This is a genomic window from Pseudomonas sp. GW823-FHT02C05 (assembly GCF_058797595.1).
In genome coordinates this window covers 798,449-824,618 of the sequence record NZ_JBXAJU010000001.1, presented here as the reverse complement: position 1 = coordinate 824,618, position 26,170 = coordinate 798,449, and the positions used below count along the sequence as shown (strand labels likewise).

The window sequence follows — 26,170 nt, the reverse complement described above, 5'->3', positions numbered from 1 at the left end:
GCATCGTTAGGCGAGTGGCGGCAGGCTGTGATGGCGTTGCCACAGGGCCCGGTAGCGCTGTTCCTCGGCCTGCCAGCGCTCGTCGTCCCAGCCCAGCTGTGGCTGGCACAGGCGGCGGATGGCCGGCAGGTACTGGGCGGCGCCCTCGGCCAGCAGCAAGCCGATGCGGGTGCGGCGTAGCAACAGGTCGTCCAGGTGCAGGACCATTTCCGCCTCGGCGGCAAACGCCAGCTCGGCCCACAGGGTGTCGCTGGCGCCGACGCAATCGCCGCCCAGGGTCGCCACCCACTGCGCCAGCCGCGGCAGATGGCGGCCGTGGCGGCCAGCCAGGCGCCGCACCTGGGCGCCGCTCAGGCCAGGGATCTCCAGGGGCGCCACAGGCGTGAAGACCGGGGCGCCGTCGTCCACCACTTCACGCCCGAGCATCGCCCCGCAGGCCTGCAGCACTTCGATGGCCTGGGGCCGGAAGGTGGTGAGCTTGCCGCCGGCCAGGGTCACGCAGCCGGGTTCCTGCCACAGCACATGCTCGCGGGTTTCATTGGAAGGCTTGCCCTGCTGGCCGTCGCTGCTGGCCACCACCGGGCGCACCCCGGCCCAGGTCGACAGCACGTCGCCGGCAGTGATCAGGGCCTGGGGAAACTGCTGGGCACAGGCGGCCAGCAGGTACTCAAGCTCTTCCTGGCTGATGCTGGCGCTCTGGTCCAGGTCATCGCGGTGATCCAGGTCGGTGGTGCCGACCACGGTGGCGCCCTCCCAGGGGAAGACGAACACCGGCCGGCCATCCTCGGCATGCATGAAGCTGAAGGCCTGGGCCACCGGCAAGCGCCAGCCCGGCAGCAGCAGATGGCTGCCGCGCAAGGGCCGCAGCTGGCGCACGCGGTCCGCCGGGCGCAGGCGCTCGGCCCAGGCGCCGGTGGCGACCGCCACGGCCGCGCAGCGCACCTGCTGCGGCTGCCCGCCTTCACTGTCCTCGATCTGCACCCCGCAGACCCGCCCGTTCTCGCGCAAAAGGCGGGTGACCCGAACGCCGTTGAACACTTGGGCGCCATCGGCCCGGGCCTCGGCCAGCACCCGCATCACCAGCCGCGCATCGTCGGTCAGGGCGTCGAGAAAACTGGTCCCCCCCAACAGCCCCGGCTCCTTGACCCCGGGGGCCAGGAAAGCCAGCTGCCGGGCATCGTAAAAGCGATGATTGCGCCGCCCCGCCAAGGCGTCATACACACTCAGCAGGCCGCCGAACACCCTGGGCCCGGGAAACTTGCCGCGGTAATGGGGCATCAGGAAGCTCATGGGCTCCACCAGCCCCGGGGCCTCCTGCAACAGGCGCTGGCGCTCGCGCACCGAATCCCGGGTCAGGCGCCACTGGCCCTTGGCGATATAGCGCAAGCCGCCATGGACCATCTTCGAGGAGCGGCTGGAGGTGCCCCAGGCAAAGTCTCGCTGTTCCAGCAGCAGGCAGCGCCAGCCACGCCGCGCCGCTTCGCGCAGGATGCCGGCGCCGCTGATGCCGCCGCCGATCACGATCAAGTCCCAGGCTTGCGCCGCCAGCCCGGGCAGCGCCTCTTGGCGCCACTGGGCATTCCAGTCCTGGCTCATGGTTCACGGGGCTCCAAAAGGGTGCCGGGGTTGAGGCGCCCGGCCGGATCGAAGTGGCGGCTCAGGGCCTGCAGCGCATCGATGGCCAGCGGGCCCTTCTCCCGCAGCAGGTACGGCGCATGGTCCTTGCCCACGCCGTGCTGGTGGCTGATGGTGCCGCGGTGGTTGACGATGGTCTGGCTGGCAGCGTGCTTGAGCGCCTGCCAGCGGGCCAGGGTCGCCGGGTACTGGGCATCCGGGCGGAACACGTAGGTGGTGTAGATGCTCGACCCTTCGCCATAGACATGGGACAGGTGGGTGAACACATGCACCTGCTCGCCCTCGGCGGCCAGGCCGTCACGCAGGCTCTGCTCGATGCGTTGCAGCAGGCGGTCGACATTGCTCCAGTCGGTGGCGGTCTCCAGGGTGTCCACCAGGTAGCCGGCGTTCCACAGGCTTTCGCGCAGGTAGGGAAAGCGAAAGCGGTTCTGCGCCCATTTCTTGCCCAGCAGGGTGCCGGTGAACACCCCGCCGAAAGCCTTCAGGTGCTGGCGCGCCTGGCGCAGGGACAAGGCATTCTGCCGGCGGTTGCCGGTCACGCCGAAGGTCAACAGGCACTTGCCCGCCCCGGCGCCGCGCAAGGCCAGGTACTTTTCCAGCCAGGCGATCTGCGTCGGGTGGCCGGCCAGGGCCAGCTGGGTTTCGGTCTCCAGGGCATTGGACAGGCGCAGCATCGACAGCGGCACCCGGGCCTGGGCCAGGGCGCGCACCGCTTGCAGGGCCTGCTGCCAGTCGGGTAGGAACACCCCGTAGAAGCGTTCGTCATCGGGCAGGCGGCTGACCCGCACCTTGACCTCGGAAATGATCCCGAAGCGCCCTTCGCTGCCCAGCACCACCTCGCGCAGGTCCGGCCCGGCGGCGGACGCCGGAAAGGTGGCGATGGGCATTGGCCCGGCAAAGGTTTCCAGGGTGCCGCCGGCGAACAGCTGCTCGATGCGCCCGTAGCGCAACGACTGCTGGCCGCTGGAACGGCTGGCGACCCAGCCGCCCAGGGTCGACAGCTCCCAGGACTGGGGAAAGTGCCCCAGGGTGTAGCCCCGGGCCCGCAGTTGGCTTTCCACCTGAGGGCCGCTGGCCCCGGGACCGAAGGTCGCCAGCAGGCTGTCTTCGTCCAGGTCCAGCAGGCGGCTCATGCGCGCCAGGGACACCGTCAGCACCGGCCGCTGGGACCAGCCGGGGTTGATGTGCCCGGCCACCGAAGTGCCCCCGCCGTAGGGAATCAGGCACAGGTCGCGGTCCTCGGCCAGGGCCAGCAGCTGGCGGATCTGTTCGGCGGTTTCCGGGAACGCCACGGCGTCCGGGTAGGCCCCCAGCTCGCCCTCGCGCAGCGCCAGCCAGTCCGCCAGGCTCTGGCCGCGGGCGTGCAGCAGCCGGTCCTCGGCGCTGATGCTGTACAAGTCATGGGCTTGCAGGCGCGATGCCGGCACCCGGGCCAGGGCCTGCTCCAGGGTCGCCTCCGGCAACCTGTGTCCCGGCCCCAGGCGCTCGGCGAGAAACCCCGCGCCCTGGGCCGGCAATTCGACCACCGTGGATGCATCCCCCCAGCCGTTCCAGCGTCGCATGCGTGTGTGTCCTTCTGCTGTTCTTATAGGTCTTGCCCAAGGCTCCCTATACTAGTGCGCGGCAGCGGGCTGTCACGGTCACATTGAGCCAGCGGATGTAGCCGATTGAGTCAGACAGAGGTGACATCCGGCGCCAGTTACCGAAGAATCCTCCCCTTCCCCATCACAGGCTCGCGTCCATGCCGGCAACCCTGAGAACCTGCACCCCCCTGTTCTGGTCCACCGACCTGGGCATCGACTACGGCGCGCCGACCTTGCAGCTGCGCGACCTGCTGCCAGTGGTGGGCGAGCAAAGCTCAGCCTTCTTCCAACGCCAGGACGGCATCGTGCTCGGTGAAACCCTGCAACTGATCTGGTGCCCGCCGCTGGCGGACCTCAATGGCTGGAACGAGCAACCCTCGGAAATCGCCCTGAGCCACCTGCTGCACGTGCGGATCACCGGCCCGGCCGCCGAGCCGCCCGCGCCACGGCATGCCAACCACCACGGCAGGCTCAGGTACCGCTTCCAGGTGCTGTCCTGCCAGCCGCTACCGGCGGCCCTGCGCGCCCAACCGCTCGCACCGAACGCCTGGCACCTGCCGCTGATCAGTGGCGAACAGGGCAGTTGCCTGACCTGGGATGACATTCACGAGTGCGAGCGCGCCGAGGTCCAGGGGCTGATCTACCTGTGCGCCTACGGCCGTTACGAAAGCTATATGGAAATGTTCATCGAAGCAGTGGGCGAGCAGCTGTTCGGGCTGCTTTCGGTGCACCTGGGCCCGGGGGGCGACGACTATCAATTTGGCCGGCGCGCCCTTGAAGGGGCGGAGTTGCGGGCCATCCGCCGCGCACTGGACATGGCCCGGCCGCTGAAGGATTCACAGCCCGGCTACCTGGTCCCTTGAACCCCGGGACGGATAAAATCGCCCTGAAAAAGACTAAGCAGCTGTTTTCAAACTCATTTTTTTGCATGGGGGGCTTCACAGCCGGCACATAAGTTGATAAATTTGCGCCCGTTCTTGCAGCGGCCCTCCCCGGGCCGGCAGTTCAGGCAAGTAACGTCGCAACAGCTACAGGGGCGTCGCCAAGCGGTAAGGCAGCAGGTTTTGATCCTGCCATGCGTTGGTTCGAATCCAGCCGCCCCTGCCATTTTTTCTCATCGTTATCCCCGCAGATTCCGTTCCAGCATCTCCAGCAATGCACTGACCTTGGGCAACCCCTGCCGGCTTTTCAGCCACAGCAGATGGATCGCCTGCCCTTCGCTGGCCCATTGCGGCAGCACCTCCACCAGACTTCCGTCCTCCAACTGGCGCTTGACCAGCCAGGAAGGCAGTTGCGCAATGCCATAGCCTTGCTGCACCGCCATCAACAGCCCCTCGCCATCGCCCACCACGCAACTGGCGGACATCACCCGGCGCTCACTCTCACCCGGGCGGCCGCTGGCGAAGTTCCAGGGGCTGACCCGGCCATCCACCCAGCCATAGGCAATGCACTGATGGCGCTCAAGGTCCTGGTCGGTCAGCGGCACGCCATGGCTGCGCAGGTAGTCGGGCGAGGCGCAGAACAGGTGCCATTCGCGGCCCAGGCAGCGGTGCCCCAGCGCCGCCGGCCACTGCCCCGAGCCGCCAAGGCGCACGGCGATGTCCGCACCGGCTTCAAGCGGCTCGACACCGGGATCGGAAAAGGTGATGTGCGGCTGCAAGCCCGGATGCTCCCGGGCAAAGCGAAGGACGGCGCCCAGCACCTGGGAGCGGCCGAAGGTCCCGGGCAGGTCGATGCGCACCCGCCCCCGCAGCTCGGAGTTTTCCGCGTTCAGCGCCAGCTCGGCCTCTTCCAGGTCTGCCAGCACCCCGCTGCAGGTGCGGTAGAAGGCCGTGCCCGCGTCGGTCAGCGCCAGGCTGCGGGTGGTGCGCTGGAACAGCCGCGCCTGCAGGCGCCCTTCCAGCCGGGCGATGGCCTTGCTGACGGCGGAAGCCGTAAGGTTGAGCCGTTCGGCGGCGGCCTTGAAGCTGCCGCAGTCGGCCACGCAGACAAACACATCGATCCCCTTCAAGCGTTCGGAAGAAAACATTGGCGCCTCTTATTCATGAATCTGATTCCATTCACTGGGTAAAAAACATCATAAAACAGAACCAGATTCCCCAGTAAGCTGGCTGCCATTCTCAAAAACGCCGTTACAGACCGATGAGGCACGGATGCTGCGCACCCTGAAAAGCTACCCGAAAGCAATCAACCTGCTGCTGGCCGGCACCCTGGTGCTGACCCTGGCCCGGGCAATCACCCTGCCCTACCTGGTGATCTACCTGAGCAGTGCTTTCGGCCTGCAAGTGAGCGACATCGGCCTGGTGATCGGCAGCAGCATGATCCTCGGCTCGCTGCTGAGCCTCTACGGTGGTTTCCTGGTGGACCGCACGCCCAGCTACCGGCTGATCCTGGCCTGCTGCGCGCTGTTCACCCTGGGCTTCATCGGCGCCTTCAGTGCCCGCCAGCTGTGGCTGTTCTACCTGTGCCTGGTGCTGGTCAACCTGGCCTATGCGGTGATCGACATCGCGATCAAGGCCGGCTTTGCCCAGCGCCTGTCGGTGGAACAGCGCAGCGAAGCCTTCTCGATCAAATACACCCTGACCAATATCGGCTACGCCGTGGGCCCGTTCCTCGGCGCCGGGCTGGCGCGCCTGGACATCAGCCTGCCGTTCCTGATCTCCGCCGCCCTGGGCGCCGGGTTCCTGGCGATCCATATGCGCTGGGGCGACAGACAGCTGAGCGCCGCCGGCCCGACGCCAGCGCCGCTATCCTTCGCGGCCCTGGGCAAACAGCTGCTACGGGATTACCGCCTGGTGTGCTTCACCCTGGGCGGCCTGCTCAGCGCCGTGGTCTTTGGCCAGTTCTCGGCATACCTGTCGCAGTACCTGGTGGTCACCACCTCGGCCGAGGCCACCTACCGCATCATCAGCACCCTGGTGGCGACCAATGCGCTGCTGGTGATCGCCTTGCAATACGCCATCGGCCGCAGGATTACCCAGCGCCACCTGAGCCGCTGGCTGGCGCTGGGGCTGGGCCTGTTCCTGCTGGGGGTCAGCGGCTTCGGCCTGGCCACCAGCCTGGCGCTGTGGGTGCTGTCGATGGTGGTGTTCACCCTGGGGGAAATCATCGTGTTTCCCGCCGAGTACATGTTCATCGACCTGATCGCCCCCGAACACCTGCGAGGCCTGTATTACGGCGCGCAGAACCTCTCCAACCTCGGCGGCGCCCTGGGCCCGATACTCTGCGGCATGGTCCTGGCCAGCCACCCGGCGCACTGGATCTTCTACATGCTGGGAGCGTTCATAGTCGCCGGCGGGCTGTTCTACTGGCTGGGCGCGGCCAACCTGGAACAGGCCAGGAGGGCCGGCGCGTGATCATTGATGCCCAGGCGCTCGGCAATCGGCGCCTGGGCTGCCCGACAGGGAGGCGAGGCCGCCAGTGGCGGCACATTGCTCATGCACAGCAGATGCTCAAAGGCGATACCAGCCTCGCGGGCTGGCCCGGCATGCGGCGACACTCCATGAGTGATGACCTTGTGGAGCTTGCCGGCCTGAAGGCGTGCCAGGCATGTTCGAGCGGCCCCTCAGCGACTCTTGCGGCTCAACCAGGCGCCCCAGAACAGGCTGCTGAAGAAACGTGTTCCCGCGCTGAAACCGCCCTCTTCGAGCAACCGTTGCACCGCCGCCTCGGAATGGGGCGGGTCGGCGCCTTGAAGGATTTTCCCCAGCTTGGCGTGTACCTCATCCGCCGTCGCGCCCTGCTGGCGCCAGCGTTGCCCCCAGGCCGCCAGCAGCAGGGGCTGGCTGGCGTAGGCGTAATGATTGCCGGCGACGATCAGCGGCGCGCCGGGCTTGAGGCGCCGGGCGATGGCCCGCAGCAATTGCCGCTTGGCTTCATCACCGGGCAGATGGTGCAGCACGCCGATCAGCGTGGCCCCGTCGAAGGGTTCGTCCGCCGCCAGTTCGTCCACCGTGGCCAGACGCACTTCGGTCCTCTCCAGCAAACCCTGCGCCTGCAACTGCTGGAGCGCTGCCTCGAGCATCGGTGCCGAGGGGTCTACAGCGGTAAAGCGCCAGCCCGGTTCCAGGGAAGCCATGGCGATAATCTCCTGGGCCGTGCCACCGGCCCCCACGGCCAGGATGTGGGCCGCACGCCCCTCACCCAGGCTGGCCGCCAACATGCAGGCGGCAAGGTCATGGCAGGCGTCGTAGCCCGCCAGGGCGATACGGCTCTGGCGGGCGTATTCGTCGGCTCGCGAGCGGTCGAATTTTTCAGCCGGGTTTACCGAGGATGAGGTCATGGCAGGGCTCCATTCAAAGGATCGGGACAGGCTAGGCCCTGCGGTTTGATAATTAAAATTCATTGTTTTTATTCATTGTATTCCCGTCTGGAATAGCACCTCCCCTGCTCCCAAAAAAAGGGGCGATCGACGATCGCCCCCAAGCCTTGCTACCACGAGAGAACCTACAGCGTCAGTTGCCCGCGCTCCTCGTCGGTCAAGCGCGCCCGGGCCTGGTCGCTCAAGGGCCCGGCGCCCAGCACCTGCACCGGGCTGTCGGGGTTGTAGCCCGGGGCGCGGCTGGCGTCTTCACGGGGGCGTTGCACCGGTTCGCTACCAAAGCCCAGCACTTCCACGGTGACGATGGACGCCCGGCCCTGCTTGGCCGCCGCCTGCTGGTTGCGGGCCGCATCTTCCGCGGCCTGGGACGCGGCGGAGCCGGCGGCGCTGGCCGAGGTCATGGCGCCGGTGTTGACCGCCGCCGTGACCGGCACCCCGCTGGACTTGCCCTGGGTCTGGATGTTCGCCGCGTTGACCACCCGCAGAGCGGCGATGTTGACGTTGCCCGAGACCCGGATCCCCGCCTCGCCGGCATCGATGGTGCCCAGGGGCGCGATCAGGTCGATGTCGCCGGCCGCCACTTCGGGTATCGGGTTGAGAGTGGCGATCCCCGCCCCGGTGCTGGGCACCGACGGCGACAGGCTGACGTTGCCCCAGTTGTCGTAGACCCGCTTGGGCGGTGTATAGACCACGGTGGTCTTGGAACCGCGGCCGGCGTTGATGTCGCCCGCCGCCGACCAGCCCATGATCGAGCCGCCGAAGGTGGTCATGATCCGGCTCTGGCCCAGCAGGATGCTGCCCAGGGAGTACAGCTGGATGTCCCCCGCGCCCTGGGTGATGATCCCCGCCGAGGCCGGTGGCGCCGTGCCTTCGATGCCGAAGGTCTGGTTGCCGCCGGGGGTCAGCATCTGGATGTTGCCGCCAAAGTCGGTGTGCACCCCGGCACCGCCGAACAAGGTGATATCGCCCTGGTAGGTGATCGGGTTGCCCGCCACGTCGGTGCTCGGGAACAGCCCGGCAATCGCCGCACGGCCACGGGCATAGCTGCCCTGGCGCATGCCGCCTTCCTCGGTGTACTCGCGGCCGGCGGCCTTGAGCTCGGCAAAATACACATTCCGGGCAAACACCCGCTGTTGTTCCGCGGGCAGGGCCGCGTAATAGGCCCGGGCCTGGGCGCTGTCGCCGACAAAGCCGAAGCGCTCGGCCAGCCAGTCCAGCAGTTCGCCCTCGTAGGTCTTGGCCACCCGGGCGCCCGACAGGCTTTCGCCCGGCTGGGCGAGGTTGGCCGGGTCCAGGTAAGCCTCGACGAAGCGCCGGTAGTCCGGGCCGTTGGGGCCGAACCCGGCCTGCATCACGATGCTCGCCCCAGGCCGGCGGTCCCCCGGCGCCACGGCGCCGATGCTGGTGACGCTGACCTTGTCCTCCATGAGGATGTTGCGCCCCGCGGTCAGTTCCAGGGTGCCGGGGCCGGCGACGTTGAAGTTGCTGTAGAGGATGTCGCGCCCGGCGCTGACGACGGAGATGTCGCTGGGGTTGTTGTGCACGAACAGGTTGCCCTGGGAGGTCGAGCCATTGACCGGGTCCTCGACGCCGAAGGTCCGGCCACTGCTGACGATATCGCGCCCGGCCATCATCCACACCGGGCGGCTGCCCTCGTACCAGGTCTGCCCCGAGTGCAACTGGGAGGCCGCCTGGCCGAAGGTGATGATCCGGCCGCTGTTGACCCCCATCAGGTCGCCGTTCACCGCATAGAAACGCGCCGGATCGGCCGGGCCGGCAACCAGCCCGGAGACGCTGCCGGAACCGAAGGCGAACAACGGCAGGATCGAGCCGATGACCGGGTTGCCGTTGACCGACAGGTTGCTGGCCACCACTTCACCCTCGATGCTGCCGACAAATGCCGGACGCCAGGGCGTGGCCACCGAAGCGGCCGCGGCGCCCGACTGGCTGACGGTGAAACCGCCCGCGTAGATCGAGTCCTGGGCCAGGAACTGCAACTGCCCTGCGGCGCCCGGCGCCAGGAACAGCGGCACCCGGTAGTTGAGGTCGCCGACTTGCGCGCTGGCGGCCTTGCCATAGTAAAGGCTGCCACTGGCTGCCACGGCCCTGAGGATCGACGGATAGACCACCGCCAGATCGGTGCTGCCAGGGCTGGTGAGCGGGGTCAGGTTGCCGCCCAGGGACATCAGGTCGATGGCGGTACGCTCGGTCCACAGGGTGAACCAGCTCCGGCCGCTGCCTTGCTGGCTGCCACGGCTGAAGAGCGCGGTGTTGAACTGGCGGACCCGGCCCGGGTCCTCGACGTTCTGCACCACCAGGTCGCCGCGGCTCTGCAGGTTGAAGGTGGCATCGCCGGGCACCAGGGTCAGGCCGCCCTGGGCCAGGCCACGGGTGGCGCGCAACGGGTCGAAGGCCCGGGCTTCGCTGGGGTTGTGGTCAACGGCGGTGCCGCCATAGTGCAGGTCGATGCTGCCCAGGGAGGCACTCTGCAAATGGCTGCTGCCACGCAGGTTGACCACCACCCCGTTGCGATGCTCGATGACCAGGTTGCTGGCCGGGTTCAAGGCGCCCGCAATGTTCACCCGCAGGTCGCCACCGCCGGTCAGTTGCAGGCTGCCATCGCTGGCGACCCGGCCGGTACTGCCCACGGCCAGCACCAGCCCCTGGCTGCGGGGCGCCACGGTGGAGGCGCCGGCGCTGTCCGTCAGGCGCTGGAGGATGCCCGCGTCACCGCCGACATTCAGCTCCAGGTTGCCGCCGCCCAGGGTGCCGAACCCGGTAAAGCCCAGCATCCGGTCGGCGCTGCCGTTGGCCGCATAGGTGCCGAAGTTGATCCACCAGGCAACGGGTTGCGCCGAACCGCCGGTGGCGACATCGCCGCTGCCCTGGCGCCACAGCCAGTTGCCCACTTCGGCCGAGTCCTGGCCGTTGTCCTTGGGGTTGGGCCAGGCACGGCTGTCGTTGGCGGTACTGCTGATATTGCCGGTCAGGTCGCCACCGGCACTGACCCGCAGGTTGCCCCCCGCCTCCGGGTACCAGGCGCGGTACAGGCTGGTGCCGCTGCCATTGACGAACTGCTCGAAGTAACTGCCCGGGTCATTGAGCACCGTGGCTCCCGTTCCCAGGGCCCGTGGCTGGTTGTAGGGATCGCCGGCCGTCGTCGCCGTGGAGGAAGTACCGGCGGTGTAGACCCCGTACAGCGAGTCCATGCTCAGGTTGCCGGCACTGAGCAGTTCAAGGTCGCCGGTGCCGGTGCGGATCACGCTGAAGCGGCTGCTGGACGGCGTTGCGCCATAGGTCTTGCTGTCCAGGGCCATGCAGAAGGCGGGCGACTCTTCACAGAAGGCCGCGACGGACGACTGCCCCAGGTCCAGCAGGAGTTGCTCATCGATCGGATCGCCGGCCTTGACCACCACCCCGGCGCCCGCCAGCTCGTCCACCGCCAGCTGGGTCCAGGCGTAGCTGGCCTTGATCGCGCAATAGGCCGGGCTGTCGGCACAGAACTGCTCGATCGAGGTCTGCCCCAGATCCACCAGCAGTTGTTCGTCGATCGGATCACCGGCCTTGACCACTATCCCTACGCCGGCCAGGTCATCCACCGCCACCTGGGTCCAGGTCCGCACCACCTGGCTGGGCAGTTCCTTGGCGAACATCCCGTAATGGCTGTCCGCCAGATGCAAGTCACCGCTGCGTGGGTTGGCCTGCACGATGCGGCTGTCGGCTGCGCGGGTATCGGCCCCGGCCACCAGGCGCAGGGACCAGGATTGCGAGCCTTCGGCAAGCATCGGCGCAATGGCCCAGAGCTTGCCCTGGCGCCCGACGTCTTCGGGCCGCAACTGCACCGAGTCGACGCCGCTCGGCAGCTTGACGTTGGTGCCGGCCGGGATCAGCCCGCCCTTGGGCAGGGCCTTGCTGCCGTCGAGCATGACGATGTTGTTGTTCACATTGGCCAGGTGTACTTGCGGCAGCGGCACGCCCTTGGGCCAGGTCATGGCCCGCAACTGGGTGCCCTGGGTCAACAGCGTCCCGGCCTCCAGACGGGTGCCGGCGACCAGGGTCCGGGGCTCGCCGAGCAGGGTGCCGGCGGCGAACAGCAGGTTGCCCGAGGCATCGCGAATCGCCGCCGCCAGTACCGTACCCGCCGGCAGTACCAGGGTCTGGTCCAGGGTCGCCGTGACCGGCAGGCGCGTGCCCGCGGCCACGGTCAGCCCCTTGATCGGCAGGTCGTAGTTGAGGGTACTGCCCGCCGGGAAGGCGGTGCCGTCGGCCAGGGTCACGCCGTTGCCCGGCACGATGATAGTGCCGCCGGTGAAGTCCACGCCCGGCAGCAGCACCCAGCCCTTGTCGTCCACGGTGGCAGGCGGCGGCGCGAAGCCGTCGTTGATGCTGCCATAGACATTCAGGTCGCCCCCGGCGCGCAGCGTCAGGCTGCCGACCTCGCCGGAACCGTAGACCGAGGTCTTCTGGCTGTGGGGGTTGAGGCTGGCATAGCGATAGCCCGACAGGTCCAGGTCGCCCTGCACCACCAGGTCGCCGTCTGCGCTCTTGCTGACGATCTCGACCCCGGGCCGCAGATGGAAGGCGTCGGCATAGCCGGCGTTGTTCAGGCCGGCCAGCTTGTTCTGCAGCAGGTCGCTGTTTTGCAGGGCCGCGTTGATAAAGGCCGTGCTCTGGGCATGCTTGGCATCCAGGTAGGCCTGGGTGATTTCCTGGTAAGGGCGGCCGCTGGCGGTGGCGTCGGTTTTTTCCGGAGCATCGTCGTAGCGGAGCATGCCGTTGACCGCAATCGAGCGCGCGCCCTGGATATCCAGCGGGCCGCGGGCATCGATGTCGATGTCGTTGCTGCTCTGGTCCGCCTGGACGAGGCGCGGCGCGTTCAGCTCCAGGGTGCCGCGGCTGCGACCGTCGTTCTGCCCCGCCGCGCTGCCCACAGCCACGTCGGTGCCGTGGCGCAGGTCGATGCGCGCACCGTCGGCCAGGGTCAGGCGGCCCTGGCCCGAGCTGAGCACCACGCTGGCGCGGTTCGGTGAGTCGATGATCTTGCCGTAGCTATCCACCCGCAGCTTGCTGCCGTGGGCATCGAGCACCGCGCTACCGTCCAGGGTCAGGCCCTTGCCGGCCGCCAGGTTGATACTGCCGACCCGCTCGCCGCTGGCGTCCACTCGCCCGGTAACCCGCAGGCTGCCGTTGTCCACCGAGACGTTGACGGTGCTGGCCCTGACCCCGTCGCCGATGGTCAGGTCGCCCTGCTTGAGCTGGAAGCTGCGTGCGCCAAAAACCTGGCCCTGGTTCAGGCGCTGGTTGAGGGCGGCGAACTGCTCGTCCAGGGTGCCGCTGCTGCCCAGGTGCTGGGCCTGGATTTCCACCGTGGCGCCGAGGAACGGCACCAGGGTGCCGCCGGCATCGTAGTAACCGCTGCTGCCGCCAAGGACCTTGCCCGCCAGGTCTACCCGTCCGGCCGCACTGTCCAGCGCCACCGCCCGCAGCTTGCCGGCCTGGTTATGGGTGGCCGAAAGGTCGATGGTCGAGCCCATGGCCTGCAGCACATTGCCGGTAGCGCTCTGCAGCAGCACTTCGCCGCCGGCGCCGTATTTGCTCAGGTCATTGAAGGCGATGGTGCGGCCGGCCACATCGATCAGCGCCGCATCGGTCAGGCTGACATCACCCCGGGCCCCCAGGGTCACCTTGCCGCTGGGCAGCACCACGGCACTGGCCAGGCGGATGCTGTCGCCCTGCAGAGACAGTTCCGCGCCCTGGCCATTGGCCTGGCCACGAGGGCCGGCCGAGGCGCCGATATCCATGGCGCCGCCAGCGATGATGCGGTTCACCGAGCCGGCCTCGCCGGTCATCAGTGGGGTGAGGATATTCAGGTTGCCGCCGCTGTAGGCAAACCCCTTGAGCGGATCGAAGGCGCCCTGGCTCTGGTAGACCGACAGGCTGCCCTTGTGGTTGGCGGTAATGCGCTGGCTGGCATTGAGGTCGATGTTGGCAAAACCCAGGGCCAGGCGGTCGAAACTCTTGGTGGTGCTGGGCTGGGCAAAGGCCCCGTAGCCGAACTCGATGCGTTCGGCATTGATTTGCAGGCGGCCGCTGCCGGTTCCGGCACCGCCGGCCACCACCGCGCCTGCCGGGGTCTCGGAACCCTGCCAGATCAGGTTGGCGGTGTGGATGCTGGCCACATCATTGGCGCCCCCGGCACCGTAGATCGCCGGGGTGGAGAGCATCAGGTTGCTCAGCAGCGACTTGCCGGTCGCCGGGTCGTAGGTGTCCAGGCTGGCGCTGCCGTAGAAGTTGAAGCCGTCCCGGGCCGAGAGCTGCAAGGTCTCCAGGGCCGGGGCGCCGAACTGGGTATCGCCGCGCAGCAGGCGGTCGAGCAGTTGCTGGGTCAGGGTCATGCCGCTGGGCAGGCGATTGCCCGCCGCCGCTGCCGCCAGCGCCTCCGGGCTGCCGACGTTGATGTTGTTCAGGCCCAGGTTCAGGTGGCGGGTGCCGTAGCGCACCTGGTCACCCAGCTCGAAGGCGTTGTCGGTCAAGGCAACGAGGCTGCCATCGGAATACAGTGCGGTCTGCCCGCTGCACGGCGCGCTGGCGCACACCCCAAGCCGGATGCCACCGCTGGTCTGTCCGCCGGCCTGGGCCTTGCTGATCACGTTGAGCAGGCCGTTGGACACCGCCAGCATATTGGCCACCTGGTAGGTGAAACCGTCACGGGCGTCATAGCTGGCCTTGCCTCGGCCCAGGGTATTGATCGAGGCGCCCTGCTCCAGGACGATCTCGCCGGTGTTGCTCACCAGGAACACTTCCGGCGCGGCCAGGGTGGCGCCCTCGCGCAAGGTGATCGAGCCCTTGGGCGTGTTCACGCCTTCGGCCACGGTGATGTAGTTGCCGCCCTGGCCGTACTTGACCAGCGTCAGGCCGCCCAGCATCAGGCGCGCTGCGCCCATGGCGTTGAGGCTGTCGGCATCCAGGGTAACGCCGTTGAAACCCTGGGTGGCCGACTTGCCGGCCGCCACCACTTCGATGTTGCCACTGCCCATGTTCAACACCGCGACGGTGCCGCCATAGCCCCCCGCAGCGGCGTCGAAACGGCCAATGCCCTTGAACGAGAAGGCATCCGCACCGGCCCCCGGCTCCAGGGCCAGCTTCAGGGTCTTGGCGTCCACCGGCAGCATCGGCCGTGGCACCCCGAGCTTGGCGGCATCGGCCAGGGCGAACTGGGCATAGCCGGTTTCGTTGTACTGGGAATAGCGGCGCAGGGTGTCGGCCGAGGTCAGGATCAACTGGCTGGCGACGCTGTTGCTGATCCCGGTATGGGCGATCGATAGGCGCCCGGCGGTGGACCAGGAGCCATTGCGCAACGGCTGGGTCGCGCCTTCGGTGCCGAGCCCGGCCAGGCCGTTGATCTCCACGCGAAAGGCCCCCGGCATCAGCGCATAGGTGGACGGCATCAGGGTGTAGGTGCCCGCCGCCAGCCCCGGAACCCCGGCGCCGATGGTGATCTGCTGGCCGATCAGCGGGTCCACCGCGCCGCCCTCCGGTGCCACCGGCGCATAGCCCGGCTGCACGCCGGGCACTATGGCGTAGATCGGGTTGCTGCCCAGGCCCGGGAGGATGAAGCTGCCGTTGGCGCCGATCTGCACCAGCGGGCTGTAGCGCGCATCGGTGGAGCCGCCGCGCCCGGAAATGAACCCGGCGCCCAGCAGTTCGCCACCACCGGACAGGTCCACGGTGGCATCGGGCTGTACCTGCACCGACTTGCCGCCCAGGATCACCCCGACGCTCAGGTCGCTGTTCTCATTCACCAGGGCGCCCTGGCCGAGGAAGGTCACGGTCTTGCCGTTGTACTTATAGACCTGGCCATCGACGGTGCCGCCGTAAGGCAGTACCAGGCCCTTGCCGCTGACCGAAGTCAGGCTGCCGGGCAGCAGCTCGACCTTGCTCGCGCCCAGGTTGCCGATCTCGATCAGCCCCAGGGGCGCACGGACTACCCCGCCCTGCTGGATGTTGGCCGCGCCCAGCTGCAAGCGGCCGAAGGCCGAGTACGGCACAGGCGCCTCGCCCTGGCCGGTGCGGCCGATGGTCAGGGTGCGCGTGGGGTCGAAGTTGATGCTGGTGCCGGAAATATCGTTGAGGTAGCCGGCAATCACCCGGGCCCCGACCTCGGTACCCGGGTACAACTGCGCGGCCCGCAGGGTCATGTCGCCCTGGGTCAGCAACTGGGTGCTGATGCCCTTGGCGATCACATCGGCCCCGGCCCCGGCGAGAAAGCGCAGGTCGCCCTGGCTGGTCAGTTGCACATGGTCGAACCCGCGGCGCTCGACGCTCAGCAGGCTGTTGTCGGCCTGGCGCAACGTGCCCTTGCTGCCGAACACCACGTTGCCACGCACATCGATCAGGTTGCCGCTGGCATTGAACTGCGCCTGGGTGGCCTGTTGCGACGGCGTGCCGGTGGAGACCGGACGCACGTACTGGTCCTTGGCTTCCAGCGGCGCGAGGATGCCCGCCAGCAGCAGGTAGGGTGCCGACAGGTCGACCCGGCTATTGGCCGCGGCGCTTTCGCTGAGGTTCAGGGCACCGCTGTACAGGCGCAGGCTCTGGCCCATGTTCAGCGACACATCGCCATCGAAGCTCAACAGGCCGTTGCTCAGCAGTGCCAGGTTGTCGAAGCCGCCGGCGGTGACCTGATCCACCCCGAGGCGGCCGTGGCCATACTCCAGGCTGGCGGCCGCGGCGTCGGCGCTACCGGGCAATGCACTGCCCTGGTGGATCTGGCTGAGCACCAGTTCCCGGGCCTTGAGCACCCGGTCAATGACCGCGTTCTTGATGTAGTACGGGCTTTCCAGGGCCAGCGACAAGGTGCCCCCTGCAGCGCCAGCGCCTCCGGCCCGGGCGACGAAGCTGCCATCCAGGTACAGGCCGTTGTTGGACGCGAAGCTGATGCTGCCACCGTTGCTGGCCACCTGCACCCGGCCCTGGCCGGGAATGTCCAGGGCCGCCTGGGCGCCGGAAGCATCGAGACGCGCCCCCTCGCGCACCACCACAAACAGGTCGCTGGCCTTGGCGATACCGGTGGCCAGGTCGATCTCGCCGCCGATGGCGATCTTGCCGCCATTGCGCACCTGGCCGTAACGGCGGCCACGGTTGTCCACGGCGCTCACCGCCCGCGCCGCCACATCAATCACCGCCTGCTCGCCGACCCAGATCGAGCGCCCGTGACCGGCGGCATTGGCGGCCTCGGAACTGGCCACCGTCAGGCCGCCCAGACTGACGCTGCCGCCCCAGGCATTGAGCGTGCCGTTCAGGGTCAACTGGCCGACGCTGCGCAGGTTGATGGCCTGCCCCGGGTCGACACTGATCACCGCGCCCTGCCCCACGCTCAGCGCCGTGGTGGCCAACTGGGCGGCCGTGGAGTACTGGTTGCCGGCGTTCAGGGTCAGGCCGGCGCCACGGCGCTGGGTCAGCACGCCCCTGGTTGCATCCTGCTGGTACAGCTGCGGCAACCAGCGCTCCAGCACCGTGGCCGGGTCGCTGCCAGTGGCACTGCTGCTGGCCTGGGCCCCGAAGCGGTAGACCGGCATGTTGACCTCGACCTGGGCGCCCTCGGCCACGGTCAGCCCTTCGTTGCCGGTGATGTCGTAGGCACCGAAGCCCTTGTTGAAGAAATCCCCGGCCAGTTGCAGGGTGCCGGCCTCGGGGGCCGGATCATGGGCGCCAATCAGCACCTTGTGCGCTTGCAGGGCCAGGGTGCCGCCACCGTTGACCCCATACCCGCGCAGCTCGCCATCGAGGTCGAGCTTGCCGTCGGCGGCCAGGGTCACATCGCCGCCCTTGCCACCGCTGGTCTTGCCGTCATAGGCAATGCTGGCGCCGGAGCTGGCATCCACCAGGGTGCCGTTGGCCAGGTTGAGGTCGCCGCTGCTGCGCAGCGACACCTTGCCCCCGTTGATAAAGGCCAGGCCGCTGCTGTCCGAGGGGTCCAGGGCCAGGTTGTTCCAGCGCCCGCTGGCATCCAGCTTGACCCCGCTGGCCACATCGACCCGGGCCTGGGCGCCGCCGGTGGGCGCGAGGATCACATCGCCGACCACGAAATTGCGGTTCACATCCACCTGGTTCAGCACGTTGCCGGCGTTGATGCTGCCACCGTGGGCGGTGAGGTTGGCGTTGATCTTGACCTCTGGCCCGAACAGGGTGATGTCGCCGCCATCGGCTACCTTCAGCGCGCCGTTGACCTGGACCTGCTGCCTGGCGCCGACCTTGATCGCCCCCAGCTGGAAGCCGTTGAGCTGGTCGCTGTCCAGCACCAGCTGGCCCTGGCGGTTGGCCGGCAGGGCTGTGGCGAGGTCCAGGCCGTCGGCGATCTTCTGCTGGTTGGCCTCGATCAGCACCTTGTCCACGCTGGGGCTCAGGGCGTAGCGCAGGGTGCCGCTGGCCTTGTTGTAGATCGGCGTGTAGTTGCCAATGATCAGTTGCGCGCGCTGGGCCGCGGCCTTGTGCGATTGCTGGTAGCCGTCGAGGTTGATGTTCGGCGCCTGGGTCTGGCGGTCGCCCTTGAACACTTCGCTCACCAGCTGGCCTTCGAGCACGGCGTTGCTGGTGCCGATCACCAGCTTGCCGGCGTCGCGGCCGACGCTGTAGCCGGCCTCGTAGCGGCGCTGCTGGGCGATCAGCGGGTTGTAGTAGTAATCGGTGCGGCCCCAGCGCGGGCTGCTGTCCACATAGCCCTTGTAGATGCCGGTGTAGAGCAGGTCCCCCGGCGCCCTGGAGAGCTCGTACAAGCGCCCGTCGGCGCCCTTGAGCCAGGTCTGCTGGATGTAGCCGCCCTGCACATCGACGGTGCCGCCGGAGAGGTTCAACTGGGCGCCGGACTGGGTCACCACGTCCTTGCCGGTGAAGGTCAGGGTACCGCCCTGGGCCATCCACTCGCCGATGTTGTGGCCCTGGGTGCCCAGGTAGCCGCCCACTTCCAGCAGGCCGCCGGCGGTGTACCAGCGATCGGTGGCGTAGCCGTTGGTGCCCGCCGGGACGAACACCAGCTCGCGCAGGTCGACCCAGACGTCGTTGTTGATCAACTGGCCGCTGTCGCGGTTGCCCGCCGAATCGCGCTGCTCGTTGCCCTGGACGTTGATCTTGATGTTGTTGGACTCCATCGCCACCTTGACCCCGACGGCGCCGGCCACATCGATCACCGCGCCATCGCGCACCAGGCTGCGCTGCCCGGCACTGACCGCCACCTGGCCACCGGTGGCCAGGGTGATGGAGCCGTCCTGGAAATCCACGGTGCCGCCGCTGACGATCTCCACCCGGGACTGGTCGCTGCGGTCGGCCACGCTGCTGAGGTTGTTGAACTGGCCGGTGATCAGGTTGGTCGGGGTGCCGTCGAGGTTGATCAGGCCGTTGTTGCGCTGGCTGTCCAGAGCGCTGCTGCCACTGCTGTCCAGAAGGATTGCGGTGGTGCTGCCCTGCCCCAGGGTCACGCTGCCGGTGCTGTCGCTGGCGGAGTTGAGCAAATGGATGGTGCCGCGGGTGTCCACCGAAGTGCTGGCCAGGGCCACGCCGTTCTGCGCCACCTGGTGCCCGGTGAGGGTGATGTCGCCCGTGGAGGCCATGATCAGGCCGCTGTTGCTGACCTTGCCGGCGCTGCTGCCGGCCTTCAGCGAAGTGGCAACTTCATTGCCCCGGGTGGTGGAGTGCTGGTTGCCGCTGGTGCCGACCCCGCGGCGGATGTAGAAGCTGTCGCCGGCCGCCAGGGTGGTCTGGCCCTTGGCAGTGACGATGGTGCCGGCGTTCTCCACTTCCGAGCCCAGCAGCAAGGCATAGCCGCCGGATTCGGTGGAGGTGGCCGCCGGGTGGGTCTGGATCAGCGCGCCGCGCTGCACCTGGACCTTGCCCAGGGCATCGCTGAAGGTCGGCTGGGTGCCGTTGGCGTCCACATAGAGCCCGCGCTGGGTGAACTGCTCGTCGCTGATGGTGGCCGCGGCCGCCACCAGGTTGCGCACATTGACCTGGCTGGTGCCGCTGAAGATCACCCCGTTGCGGTTCATGATCATCACCGTACCGGCGCCCTTGATCTGGCCCTGGATTTCGCTGGGCCGTCCATTGGGGTCGTTGACCTTGTTCAACAGCGCCCAGTTGGACTGCTGCTGGAAATCGACGGTGGTGTTGCGCCCGACGTTGAAGGTCTCCCAGTTGAGAATGGCCTTGTCGGCGGTCTGCTCGATGGTCACCGTGGTCTTGCCGCCGGACTGGCTCTGCACCGGCCCTTTGGCATTGAGCCAGCCCTGGGTCAGGCTGTTGTCGACCTTCAGCCCGCCTTCGCCGAGGCCATCGGGAATGGTGCTCACCGTGCCGAACGCGGCCTGGCGTGCGGCAGCCTGGGCCGCTTGCTGGGCGGCAATGGCGGCAACGCTGGAATTGAGGTTGCTCAGGGAGCGCTGCAACTGCTGGTTGGCGCGGGTCTGCTGGGACAGCGGCGGGATCCCCGGAACCTGGCCGTTGGTGCGCGCGGCGGTGGCGGCCTGGGACGCGCCCTTGTCGGCGAACCAGCCGGAACTGAAGGCCGTCGCGCCATGGGCACTGCCCGCCACCATCAGCAGGGCGATGGCCTGGGCCAGGGGCTTTAGCCGCAGGATCGGCAGCTCGCCATCAGGGCGCAGCGCGGGGGATTTGACCGGTGGTTTGCAGCGAACCATTACTACTCATCCTTTGTTATGACGCCCACGGGAGCGCGACGCTTGTAGGGCCCAGGGCGCGCGTCACTGCTTTAGGGGATAGGCCGTTGGCGCGAGGCGCGACCGAACGGATGTCACGGAAAATTCATCTTTGGGGTGCAGGGTGTCGCCCCTGCCCCTGCGTGCCACGGCGGCAGGCAGGGGCAAGCGGCGCTGGCCGGCTAGAAAGGTCGGCCGATGGCGTTGCAGATATTGGGGTTGCCGATACTGCGCAGGCTGGCGGGCGTCACGAAGGCGTTCCGTATCGCGGCCTTCCAGATCGCTGGCAAGGGTTGCAGGTTGTTGTTGAGCAGTGCCGCATCGTTAGTGACCAGCGAACCGTACTGGCGGGCAAAGAACGCCCGCACCTGGGCGGTTTGCGCCGCATCGGCGTAGCACTGGCTGAAAATCGCGGTGCTAAAGCCCAGGATCGGATACCCGACGCTGGGAAATGGCACCACCGAGGGGTCATTGCCATCGAACGAAGCGGCGAACACCGGTACCCACCTGATGGGGTCGCTGAACGGGCCGGTCGATAGGTTCGCCGTCGGCGGGCTGATCAGGCTGATGGCGTTGACGATGTTCGCCGGTGTCGGGGCTATCCCCCCTACCCGCGCTACCTTGCTGCCATCTTCCAGCCCGGCAAGGGTGCTGGATGCGTGGCTGGAACCGATGAAGGTCACACTCCCCGGGGTTGCATTGAGCACTTCCATGATCTGGGGGCTGCCCTGCGCGCTCTTGGCGGTCTGTGGCACCGAGGCTGGATAAGCGTTGGCGAAGAACCGGGTCACCGCGAAAGGCCCGGCCGGTTCAGAGCACTTGGCATTGAGAAAACGGGTAAACAGCTCGGTGGTGCCACTGGGCCCTTGCGGGTAGACCACCGTCAGTGGTCCGTAAGTGCCTGCACCGCTCGACAGGTACTCCCAACGGTCCAGCCGGCCCGAGAAGATCCCGCACACGTCATTGACGCTCAGGTCCAGGTTGCCAATGCCGGCCTTGTTGAAGCGGATCGCCACCGCCGTGGCGGCGACGGGCACCTGGATCAACGGCCCCCAGCTCGCGCCATGGGCCATGGAGTAGCCGTCGAGCTCGCTGCCTCTCAACTTCGACTCAGTGGCCACCCAGTGCACGTTCCGGGCAGGGGCGCCCGGGATCAGGCGGTTGTAGTCGTTGTTCAGAAAGGCTTCCTTGTCCCCGAGATCAGAGCCGATGTAGGGCGCAAAACCCGCCGTCAGTACCCCGGGCGCCAGGTAGTACGACTGCGGCAGCGTCGACCCGCCACCGTTGATATCCGCCAGGGCCAACTGGGCACATAGGGCGCTGCCCACCAGTGACGTGGCTAACCAATGCATTTTGAACATGACATGACTCCTGTCGTATCAGGACGGGCGAGCACTCATGCCGGACCGTTGTGCCGAGCATGAAAAAAATCAGCAACGGTCGAAACCGTTGCTGATCCGGGTGCTGCAGGTATCGGACGCGAAAGTTACAGCGGACGGCCGATGGCGTTGCAGACGCTGGCGTTACCGATGCTCAGGCCGCTGGAGGCAGTGACGAACGAGTCACGTACTGCGGTTTTCCAGGCAGCTGGCAGAGGCACGAAGCGGTTGTTGTTGATGGCGGTGTCGTTGTTCACCAGGGCACCGTAGTGACGGCTGAAGAAAGCCCGTACTTGCGAAGTCTGGTTAGCGTCGGCGTAGCACTGGCTGAAGATCAGGTTGGTGAAGCCCAGGATTGGGTAACCGCTGGTTGGGTACAGGCGCAGGCTCTTGTCGCTTGGGTTGGCGTCGATGTTGGCCTGGGAAGTGAAGACAGGAACCCACAGGTTCTGGTCGCCACGAACAGTGGTATCAGGCACGGCAACCGCGGCGATAGCCGAGGAAACGTTGGCAGGCGCCGGGGAAACGCCAGCCACCTTGGCCACCTTGGTAGCGTCGTCCAGGCCGGCCAGGGTCGGCGCGGCGTAGTCCGGGCTCATGTAGGTGATGCGACCGTCGCCAGCGTTCAGCGCGTCCATGACGCCTTGGCTGGTAACAGCGGCAACCGCACCGGCAGGCAGGCCGCCCGAGTAGCTGGAAGCGAAGTTGGTGGTCACGGCGAAGGTGCCGGTCTCGGCGCACTTGGCGTTCAGGAAGCGGGTGAACAGCTCGGTGGTGCCGCTGCTTTCATTGCGGTAAACCACGGTGATGGCGCCGGTACGGCCCGAAGTCGGAAGCTGCTCCCACTTGGAAACGCGCCCCGAGAACACGCCGCACAGGTCATTGACGCTCAGGTCAACGGCGGTGGAACCCGCCTTGTTGAATGGAACGGCAACCGAAGTGGCCACCGAAGGCACCTGGATCAGCTTGCCCCAGGCCGCTTGGTGATTGTCTTCATAACCTTTGAGCTCTGCTGCGCTGAGCTTGGAATCGCTACCGGCCCAGTGCACGTTCTTGCCGGTGGTGCCGGCCACGAACTTGGTGTAGTCGTTGTTCAGGAAGGCAGCCTTGCCGTTGCCGCTGCCTACGCCGATGTAGGGAGCGAAGCCGGCGGTCAGTACGCCAGCGGTCTGGTACAGCGGTTGTGGCAGGGTTGCGCCACCGCCGTTGATATCAGCCATTGCAGCCTGTGCCGAGCACAGGGCAGCCAGGGTCAGGGATGCCGCGAGAACGTTGCGCTTAAACATGAAGAATCTCCTTTCGTCGTGTTCGTACGTTGGGTGAATAGCTCTTGCATGACGCCATGGCACTCGGGCCAGAAGCCTTGATCCAGACGGCTTGATGGGTGAGGCCATGGGGAGAGAAGTTCGCAGTTTCCGGTGACAGATAAAGGAAAAAACCTCGGGAGAAAGCAGCTGTTTTTGCAAAAGATTCTCGGGTGTTTGTCGGAGGTTTTCGCGCCTTTCCCGGGAAAATGACCGCCAGGTTGCCGGGGCTGGAAGCGGCATTGCCCTGCAAGCGCCGAGGGGGCTGGCCACCGGGTCTGAACATGACAGAACGAGGAACCCGAGGTTGGCCCGTTGCCCGGTCGGGAGTGAGGCACGCGGCGCGAAATTTTATGGCTGCCCTGCCCTATGCTTCGCACCACCGCTTCGCTCTCGTAGGAGCCGGCTTGCCGGCGAAGAGGCCCGCCAGCCCTGCATCGCCGCTGCCGACGCCTTCGCTGGCAAGCCAGCGCCTACGGACCGGGCCAGACCGGGCCGGACGGGGTCAGGTCGGGTTGGGTTGTGCGGTTCAGGTGACCAGCTGGTTGATCTCGATGATCGGCAGCAGTACCGCCATCACGATCACCAGCACCACACCGCCCATCACCACGATCATCAAGGGTTCGAGCAAGGCGGTCATGCCCATGGCCCGGCGCTCGATATCCCGCGACAGGGTCTGCGCCGCCCGTTCCAGCATCGGCGGCAAGGCGCCGGTCTTCTCGCCGCTGGCGATCAGGTGGATCAGCACCGGCGGAAAGACTTTTTCCACCCGCAGCGCCGCCGCCAGGTTGGCGCCTTCGCGCACCTTGGCCGTGGCCTCGCTCACGCTCTGGCTCAGGCGGTCGTTGGACAGGGTCTGGCGCGCCGCTTCCAGGGCCCGCAACAAAGGCACCCCGGCGCTGCCGAGGATCGCCAGGGTCGAGGCAAAACGCGCGGTGTTCAGCCCCAGGACAAAGCGCCCGATCAGCGGCAGGCGCAGGATCCGGCTGTGCCAGTTCAAGCGCGCCCGGGGGTTGCGCAGGTACACCCGCCAGCCCCAGAACCCGGCGACCATGGCGGCAAAGCACAGGCCGCCCCAGGCACGGATGAAATCACTGGCATTGAGCATGGCCAGGGTCAGCCCCGGCAGGTCCTGGCGCGCCTGGGAGAAGGCACTGACCACCTGAGGCACCACATAGCTGAGCAGGAAGATCACGATGCCGATGGACACCAGCCCCACCACCCCCGGGTAGATAAAGGCGGTGAGGATCTTGCCCCGCAGGCCGTTGCGCTCTTCGATGTAGTCCGCCAGCCGCTCCATGACCTGGGCCAGGTCGCCGGACTCTTCGCCGGCGGCAATCAGCGCCCGGTAGATCTCCGGAAAATCCCTGGGCCGCGCCGCCAGGGCCTCGGCCAGGCGCATGCCGCTGCGCACATCCGCGCGCACCGCGCTCAGGGTCTGGGCGATGTGCTTGCGCTCGGCCTGCTCCACCGTGGCGCTCAGCGCGGCCTCCAGCGGCAGGCTGGCCCCCAGCAGGCTGGCCAGCTGGCGGGTGGCCCAGGCCAGGTCGTTGTCCGAGAGCCTGGGGCGCAGCAGCCCCCCTGCTCCGCCGTCGCCGCCGTTGCCATCGAGCTGCACCAGCAAGGCGGTCAGGCCGCGGCTGCGCAGGCTGGCGAAGGCCGCATCCTGGCTGTCGGCTTCCAGGTGCCCGGATTCGATCTTGCCGAGGGCGTCGGCGGCTTCATAGCGATAGCGATTCATCAGGCGTCCCGTGTCACACGCAGGATTTCTTCCGGCGCGGTGGCGCCGCTGCGCACCCAGCGTTCACCGTCTTCGCGCATGCTGAACATCCCGGCCCGGCGCGCGGCGGCACGCAGGGCCTGCTCCTCGGCGCCCTGGTGGATCAGGCTGCGCACATCGTCATCGATGCAGAACAGCTCATGGATCCCGGTTCGCCCGCTGTAGCCGATGTGGTTGCAGGCCGGGCAGCCCACCGGGCGCCAGGTGCCGGGGTTGGCCGGGTCCTGCTCCTTGCACTGGCTGCACAGGCGCCGCACCAGGCGCTGGGCCAGCACCCCGAGCATCGACGAGGCCAGGAGAAACGGCTCCACCCCCATGTCGATCAGGCGGTTGACCGCCGATACCGCGTCGTTGGTGTGCAGGGTCGCCAGCACCAGGTGCCCGGTGAGCGAGGCCTGGACCGCGATCTGCGCGGTCTCCAGGTCGCGGATCTCGCCGATCATGATGATGTCCGGGTCCTGGCGCAGGATCGCCCGCAGGGCCAGGGCGAAGGTCATGTCGATCTTGGCGTTGACCTGGATCTGGCTGATGCCCGGCAGGTCGTATTCCACCGGGTCCTCGACGGTGAGGATATTGCTGGTGCTGGCATCCAGCCGGGCCAGGGCCGCGTAGAGGCTGGTGGTCTTGCCGCTGCCGGTGGGCCCGGTGACCAGGACAATGCCGTGGGGCTGGCGGATCAGGGTATCCAGGCGCGCCAGCAGGTCCGGATCCATGCCCAAGGTTTCCAGTTGCAGGCGCCCGGCCTGCTTGTCCAGCAGGCGCATCACCACCCGCTCGCCATGCCCGGTGGGCACCGTGGACACACGGATATCGATGGGCCGCCCGGCCACCCGCAGGGCGATGCGCCCGTCCTGGGGCAGGCGTTTTTCGGCGATGTCCAGCTGGGCCATGATCTTGATCCGCGACACCAGCGCGCCGTGCAGCGCCTTGCGTGGCGACACCACGTCGCGCAGGGTGCCGTCGACCCGATAGCGCACCACCGAATGGGTCTCGAAGGGTTCGATATGGATATCGCTGGCCTCGTCCCGTGCGGCCTGGGTGAGCAAGGCGTTGATCATGCGGATCACCGGGGCGCCGTCCTGGGTGTCCAGCAGGTCGGTGATTTCCGGCATGTCCTGCATCAGGCGGTCCAGATCCACCTCGTTCTCCGCCGCCCCGACCACCGCTGCTGCGCTGCCGGTGTCGGCGTAGGCGGTGGCCAGCAGGCCGTCGAGTTCCTCGTCGCGAATTCGCTCCAGGCGCGCCGGGCCGAACTGGCGGCGGGCTTCGCTGATGGACCAGCCAGGCGTCGAGGGGCACACCAGCAGCACTGCGCCTTGCTCGGTGTGGCGCAGGAGGATGCGCTGGGACTTGGCCCAGGCGTAGGGCAACTGGGTGGTCATGGCTGTGGCTCCTTGTGGGGTGCGGCGCCATTGCGTGGGCTGCCACGGTGAAACCCGCGATGCCCGCCGGCCTGGAAAA

At 67.5% G+C, this 26,170-nt stretch carries 11 protein-coding genes and 1 tRNA gene; 3 read left to right on the top strand and 9 right to left on the bottom strand.

Annotated elements, in window-relative coordinates:
• Positions 1-6 precede the first annotated feature (6 nt).
• Positions 7-1,596, bottom strand: coding sequence for a glycerol-3-phosphate dehydrogenase/oxidase (locus AC1RGE_RS03975; protein WP_492583421.1), 1,590 nt, complete (start codon positions 1,594-1,596; stop codon positions 7-9).
• Positions 1,593-3,197: an FAD-binding oxidoreductase gene (locus tag AC1RGE_RS03970; RefSeq protein ID WP_492583419.1), complete on the bottom strand. Its 1,605-nt coding sequence runs from the start codon at positions 3,195-3,197 to the stop codon at positions 1,593-1,595. Before AC1RGE_RS03970 ends, AC1RGE_RS03975 begins: the two co-directional genes overlap by 4 nt.
• Positions 3,198-3,376: 179 nt before the next feature.
• Here AC1RGE_RS03970 and AC1RGE_RS03965 point away from each other — a divergent pair, with 179 nt between their 5' ends.
• On the top strand, positions 3,377-4,081 hold the full coding sequence (locus AC1RGE_RS03965; protein WP_103291134.1) for a hypothetical protein: 705 nt from the start codon (positions 3,377-3,379) through the stop codon (positions 4,079-4,081).
• Between the two features lie 169 nt (positions 4,082-4,250).
• Positions 4,251-4,325, top strand: a tRNA-Gln gene (locus AC1RGE_RS03960).
• A gap of 13 nt (positions 4,326-4,338) precedes the next feature.
• Here AC1RGE_RS03960 and AC1RGE_RS03955 read toward each other — a convergent pair.
• On the bottom strand, positions 4,339-5,247 hold the full coding sequence (locus AC1RGE_RS03955; RefSeq protein ID WP_011061057.1) for a LysR family transcriptional regulator: 909 nt from the start codon (positions 5,245-5,247) through the stop codon (positions 4,339-4,341).
• Between the two features lie 124 nt (positions 5,248-5,371).
• On the opposite strand from AC1RGE_RS03955, the gene AC1RGE_RS03950 reads away from it, so the two are divergent.
• On the top strand, positions 5,372-6,574 hold the full coding sequence (locus AC1RGE_RS03950) for an MFS transporter (protein ID WP_492583417.1): 1,203 nt from the start codon (positions 5,372-5,374) through the stop codon (positions 6,572-6,574).
• Between the two features lie 209 nt (positions 6,575-6,783).
• Here the strand turns inward: AC1RGE_RS03950 and AC1RGE_RS03945 are convergent, their stop codons facing one another.
• The 6 genes from AC1RGE_RS03945 to gspE all read right to left on the bottom strand — a co-directional run bounded on the left by AC1RGE_RS03945 (position 6,784) and on the right by gspE (position 26,091).
• Positions 6,784-7,500, bottom strand: coding sequence for a class I SAM-dependent methyltransferase (locus AC1RGE_RS03945; protein ID WP_145712179.1), 717 nt, complete (start codon positions 7,498-7,500; stop codon positions 6,784-6,786).
• Positions 7,501-7,664: 164 nt separating this feature from the next.
• Entirely contained in the window at positions 7,665-20,228 is a 12,564-nt protein-coding gene (locus AC1RGE_RS03940; RefSeq protein ID WP_492583415.1) for a filamentous hemagglutinin family protein, read from the bottom strand.
• 200 nt (positions 20,229-20,428) lie between these two features.
• Positions 20,429-21,607 (bottom strand): substrate-binding domain-containing protein, encoded by a 1,179-nt coding sequence (locus tag AC1RGE_RS03935; protein WP_015635438.1) that lies wholly within the window; start codon positions 21,605-21,607, stop codon positions 20,429-20,431.
• A gap of 125 nt (positions 21,608-21,732) precedes the next feature.
• Positions 21,733-22,911, bottom strand: coding sequence for a substrate-binding domain-containing protein (locus AC1RGE_RS03930; protein WP_011061052.1), 1,179 nt, complete (start codon positions 22,909-22,911; stop codon positions 21,733-21,735).
• A 547-nt stretch (positions 22,912-23,458) separates the two neighbouring features.
• Positions 23,459-24,670, bottom strand: coding sequence for a type II secretion system inner membrane protein GspF (gene gspF / locus AC1RGE_RS03925; RefSeq protein ID WP_019094876.1), 1,212 nt, complete (start codon positions 24,668-24,670; stop codon positions 23,459-23,461).
• Positions 24,670-26,091 carry a type II secretion system ATPase GspE gene (gene gspE, locus AC1RGE_RS03920; RefSeq protein WP_015635436.1) on the bottom strand — a complete coding sequence of 474 codons (1,422 nt, stop codon included), beginning with the start codon at positions 26,089-26,091 and terminating at the stop codon, positions 24,670-24,672. Before gspE ends, gspF begins: the two co-directional genes overlap by 1 nt.
• Positions 26,092-26,170 lie beyond the last annotated feature (79 nt).

Excerpts from the sequence above, each read along its gene's own strand:
- AC1RGE_RS03970 (WP_492583419.1), bottom strand. The coding sequence starts at position 3,197 with ATGCGACGCTGGAACGGCTGGGGGGATGCATCCACGGTGGTCGAATTG.
- AC1RGE_RS03955 (WP_011061057.1), bottom strand. The coding sequence starts at position 5,247 with ATGTTTTCTTCCGAACGCTTGAAGGGGATCGATGTGTTTGTCTGCGTG.
- AC1RGE_RS03940 (WP_492583415.1), bottom strand. The coding sequence starts at position 20,228 with ATGGTTCGCTGCAAACCACCGGTCAAATCCCCCGCGCTGCGCCCTGAT.
- AC1RGE_RS03965 (WP_103291134.1), top strand. The coding sequence starts at position 3,377 with ATGCCGGCAACCCTGAGAACCTGCACCCCCCTGTTCTGGTCCACCGAC.
- AC1RGE_RS03945 (WP_145712179.1), bottom strand. The coding sequence starts at position 7,500 with ATGACCTCATCCTCGGTAAACCCGGCTGAAAAATTCGACCGCTCGCGA.
- gspE (WP_015635436.1), bottom strand. The coding sequence starts at position 26,091 with ATGACCACCCAGTTGCCCTACGCCTGGGCCAAGTCCCAGCGCATCCTC.
- AC1RGE_RS03950 (WP_492583417.1), top strand. The coding sequence starts at position 5,372 with ATGCTGCGCACCCTGAAAAGCTACCCGAAAGCAATCAACCTGCTGCTG.
- gspF (WP_019094876.1), bottom strand. The coding sequence starts at position 24,670 with ATGAATCGCTATCGCTATGAAGCCGCCGACGCCCTCGGCAAGATCGAA.
- AC1RGE_RS03930 (WP_011061052.1), bottom strand. The coding sequence starts at position 22,911 with ATGTTTAAGCGCAACGTTCTCGCGGCATCCCTGACCCTGGCTGCCCTG.
- AC1RGE_RS03935 (WP_015635438.1), bottom strand. The coding sequence starts at position 21,607 with ATGTTCAAAATGCATTGGTTAGCCACGTCACTGGTGGGCAGCGCCCTA.
- AC1RGE_RS03975 (WP_492583421.1), bottom strand. The coding sequence starts at position 1,596 with ATGAGCCAGGACTGGAATGCCCAGTGGCGCCAAGAGGCGCTGCCCGGG.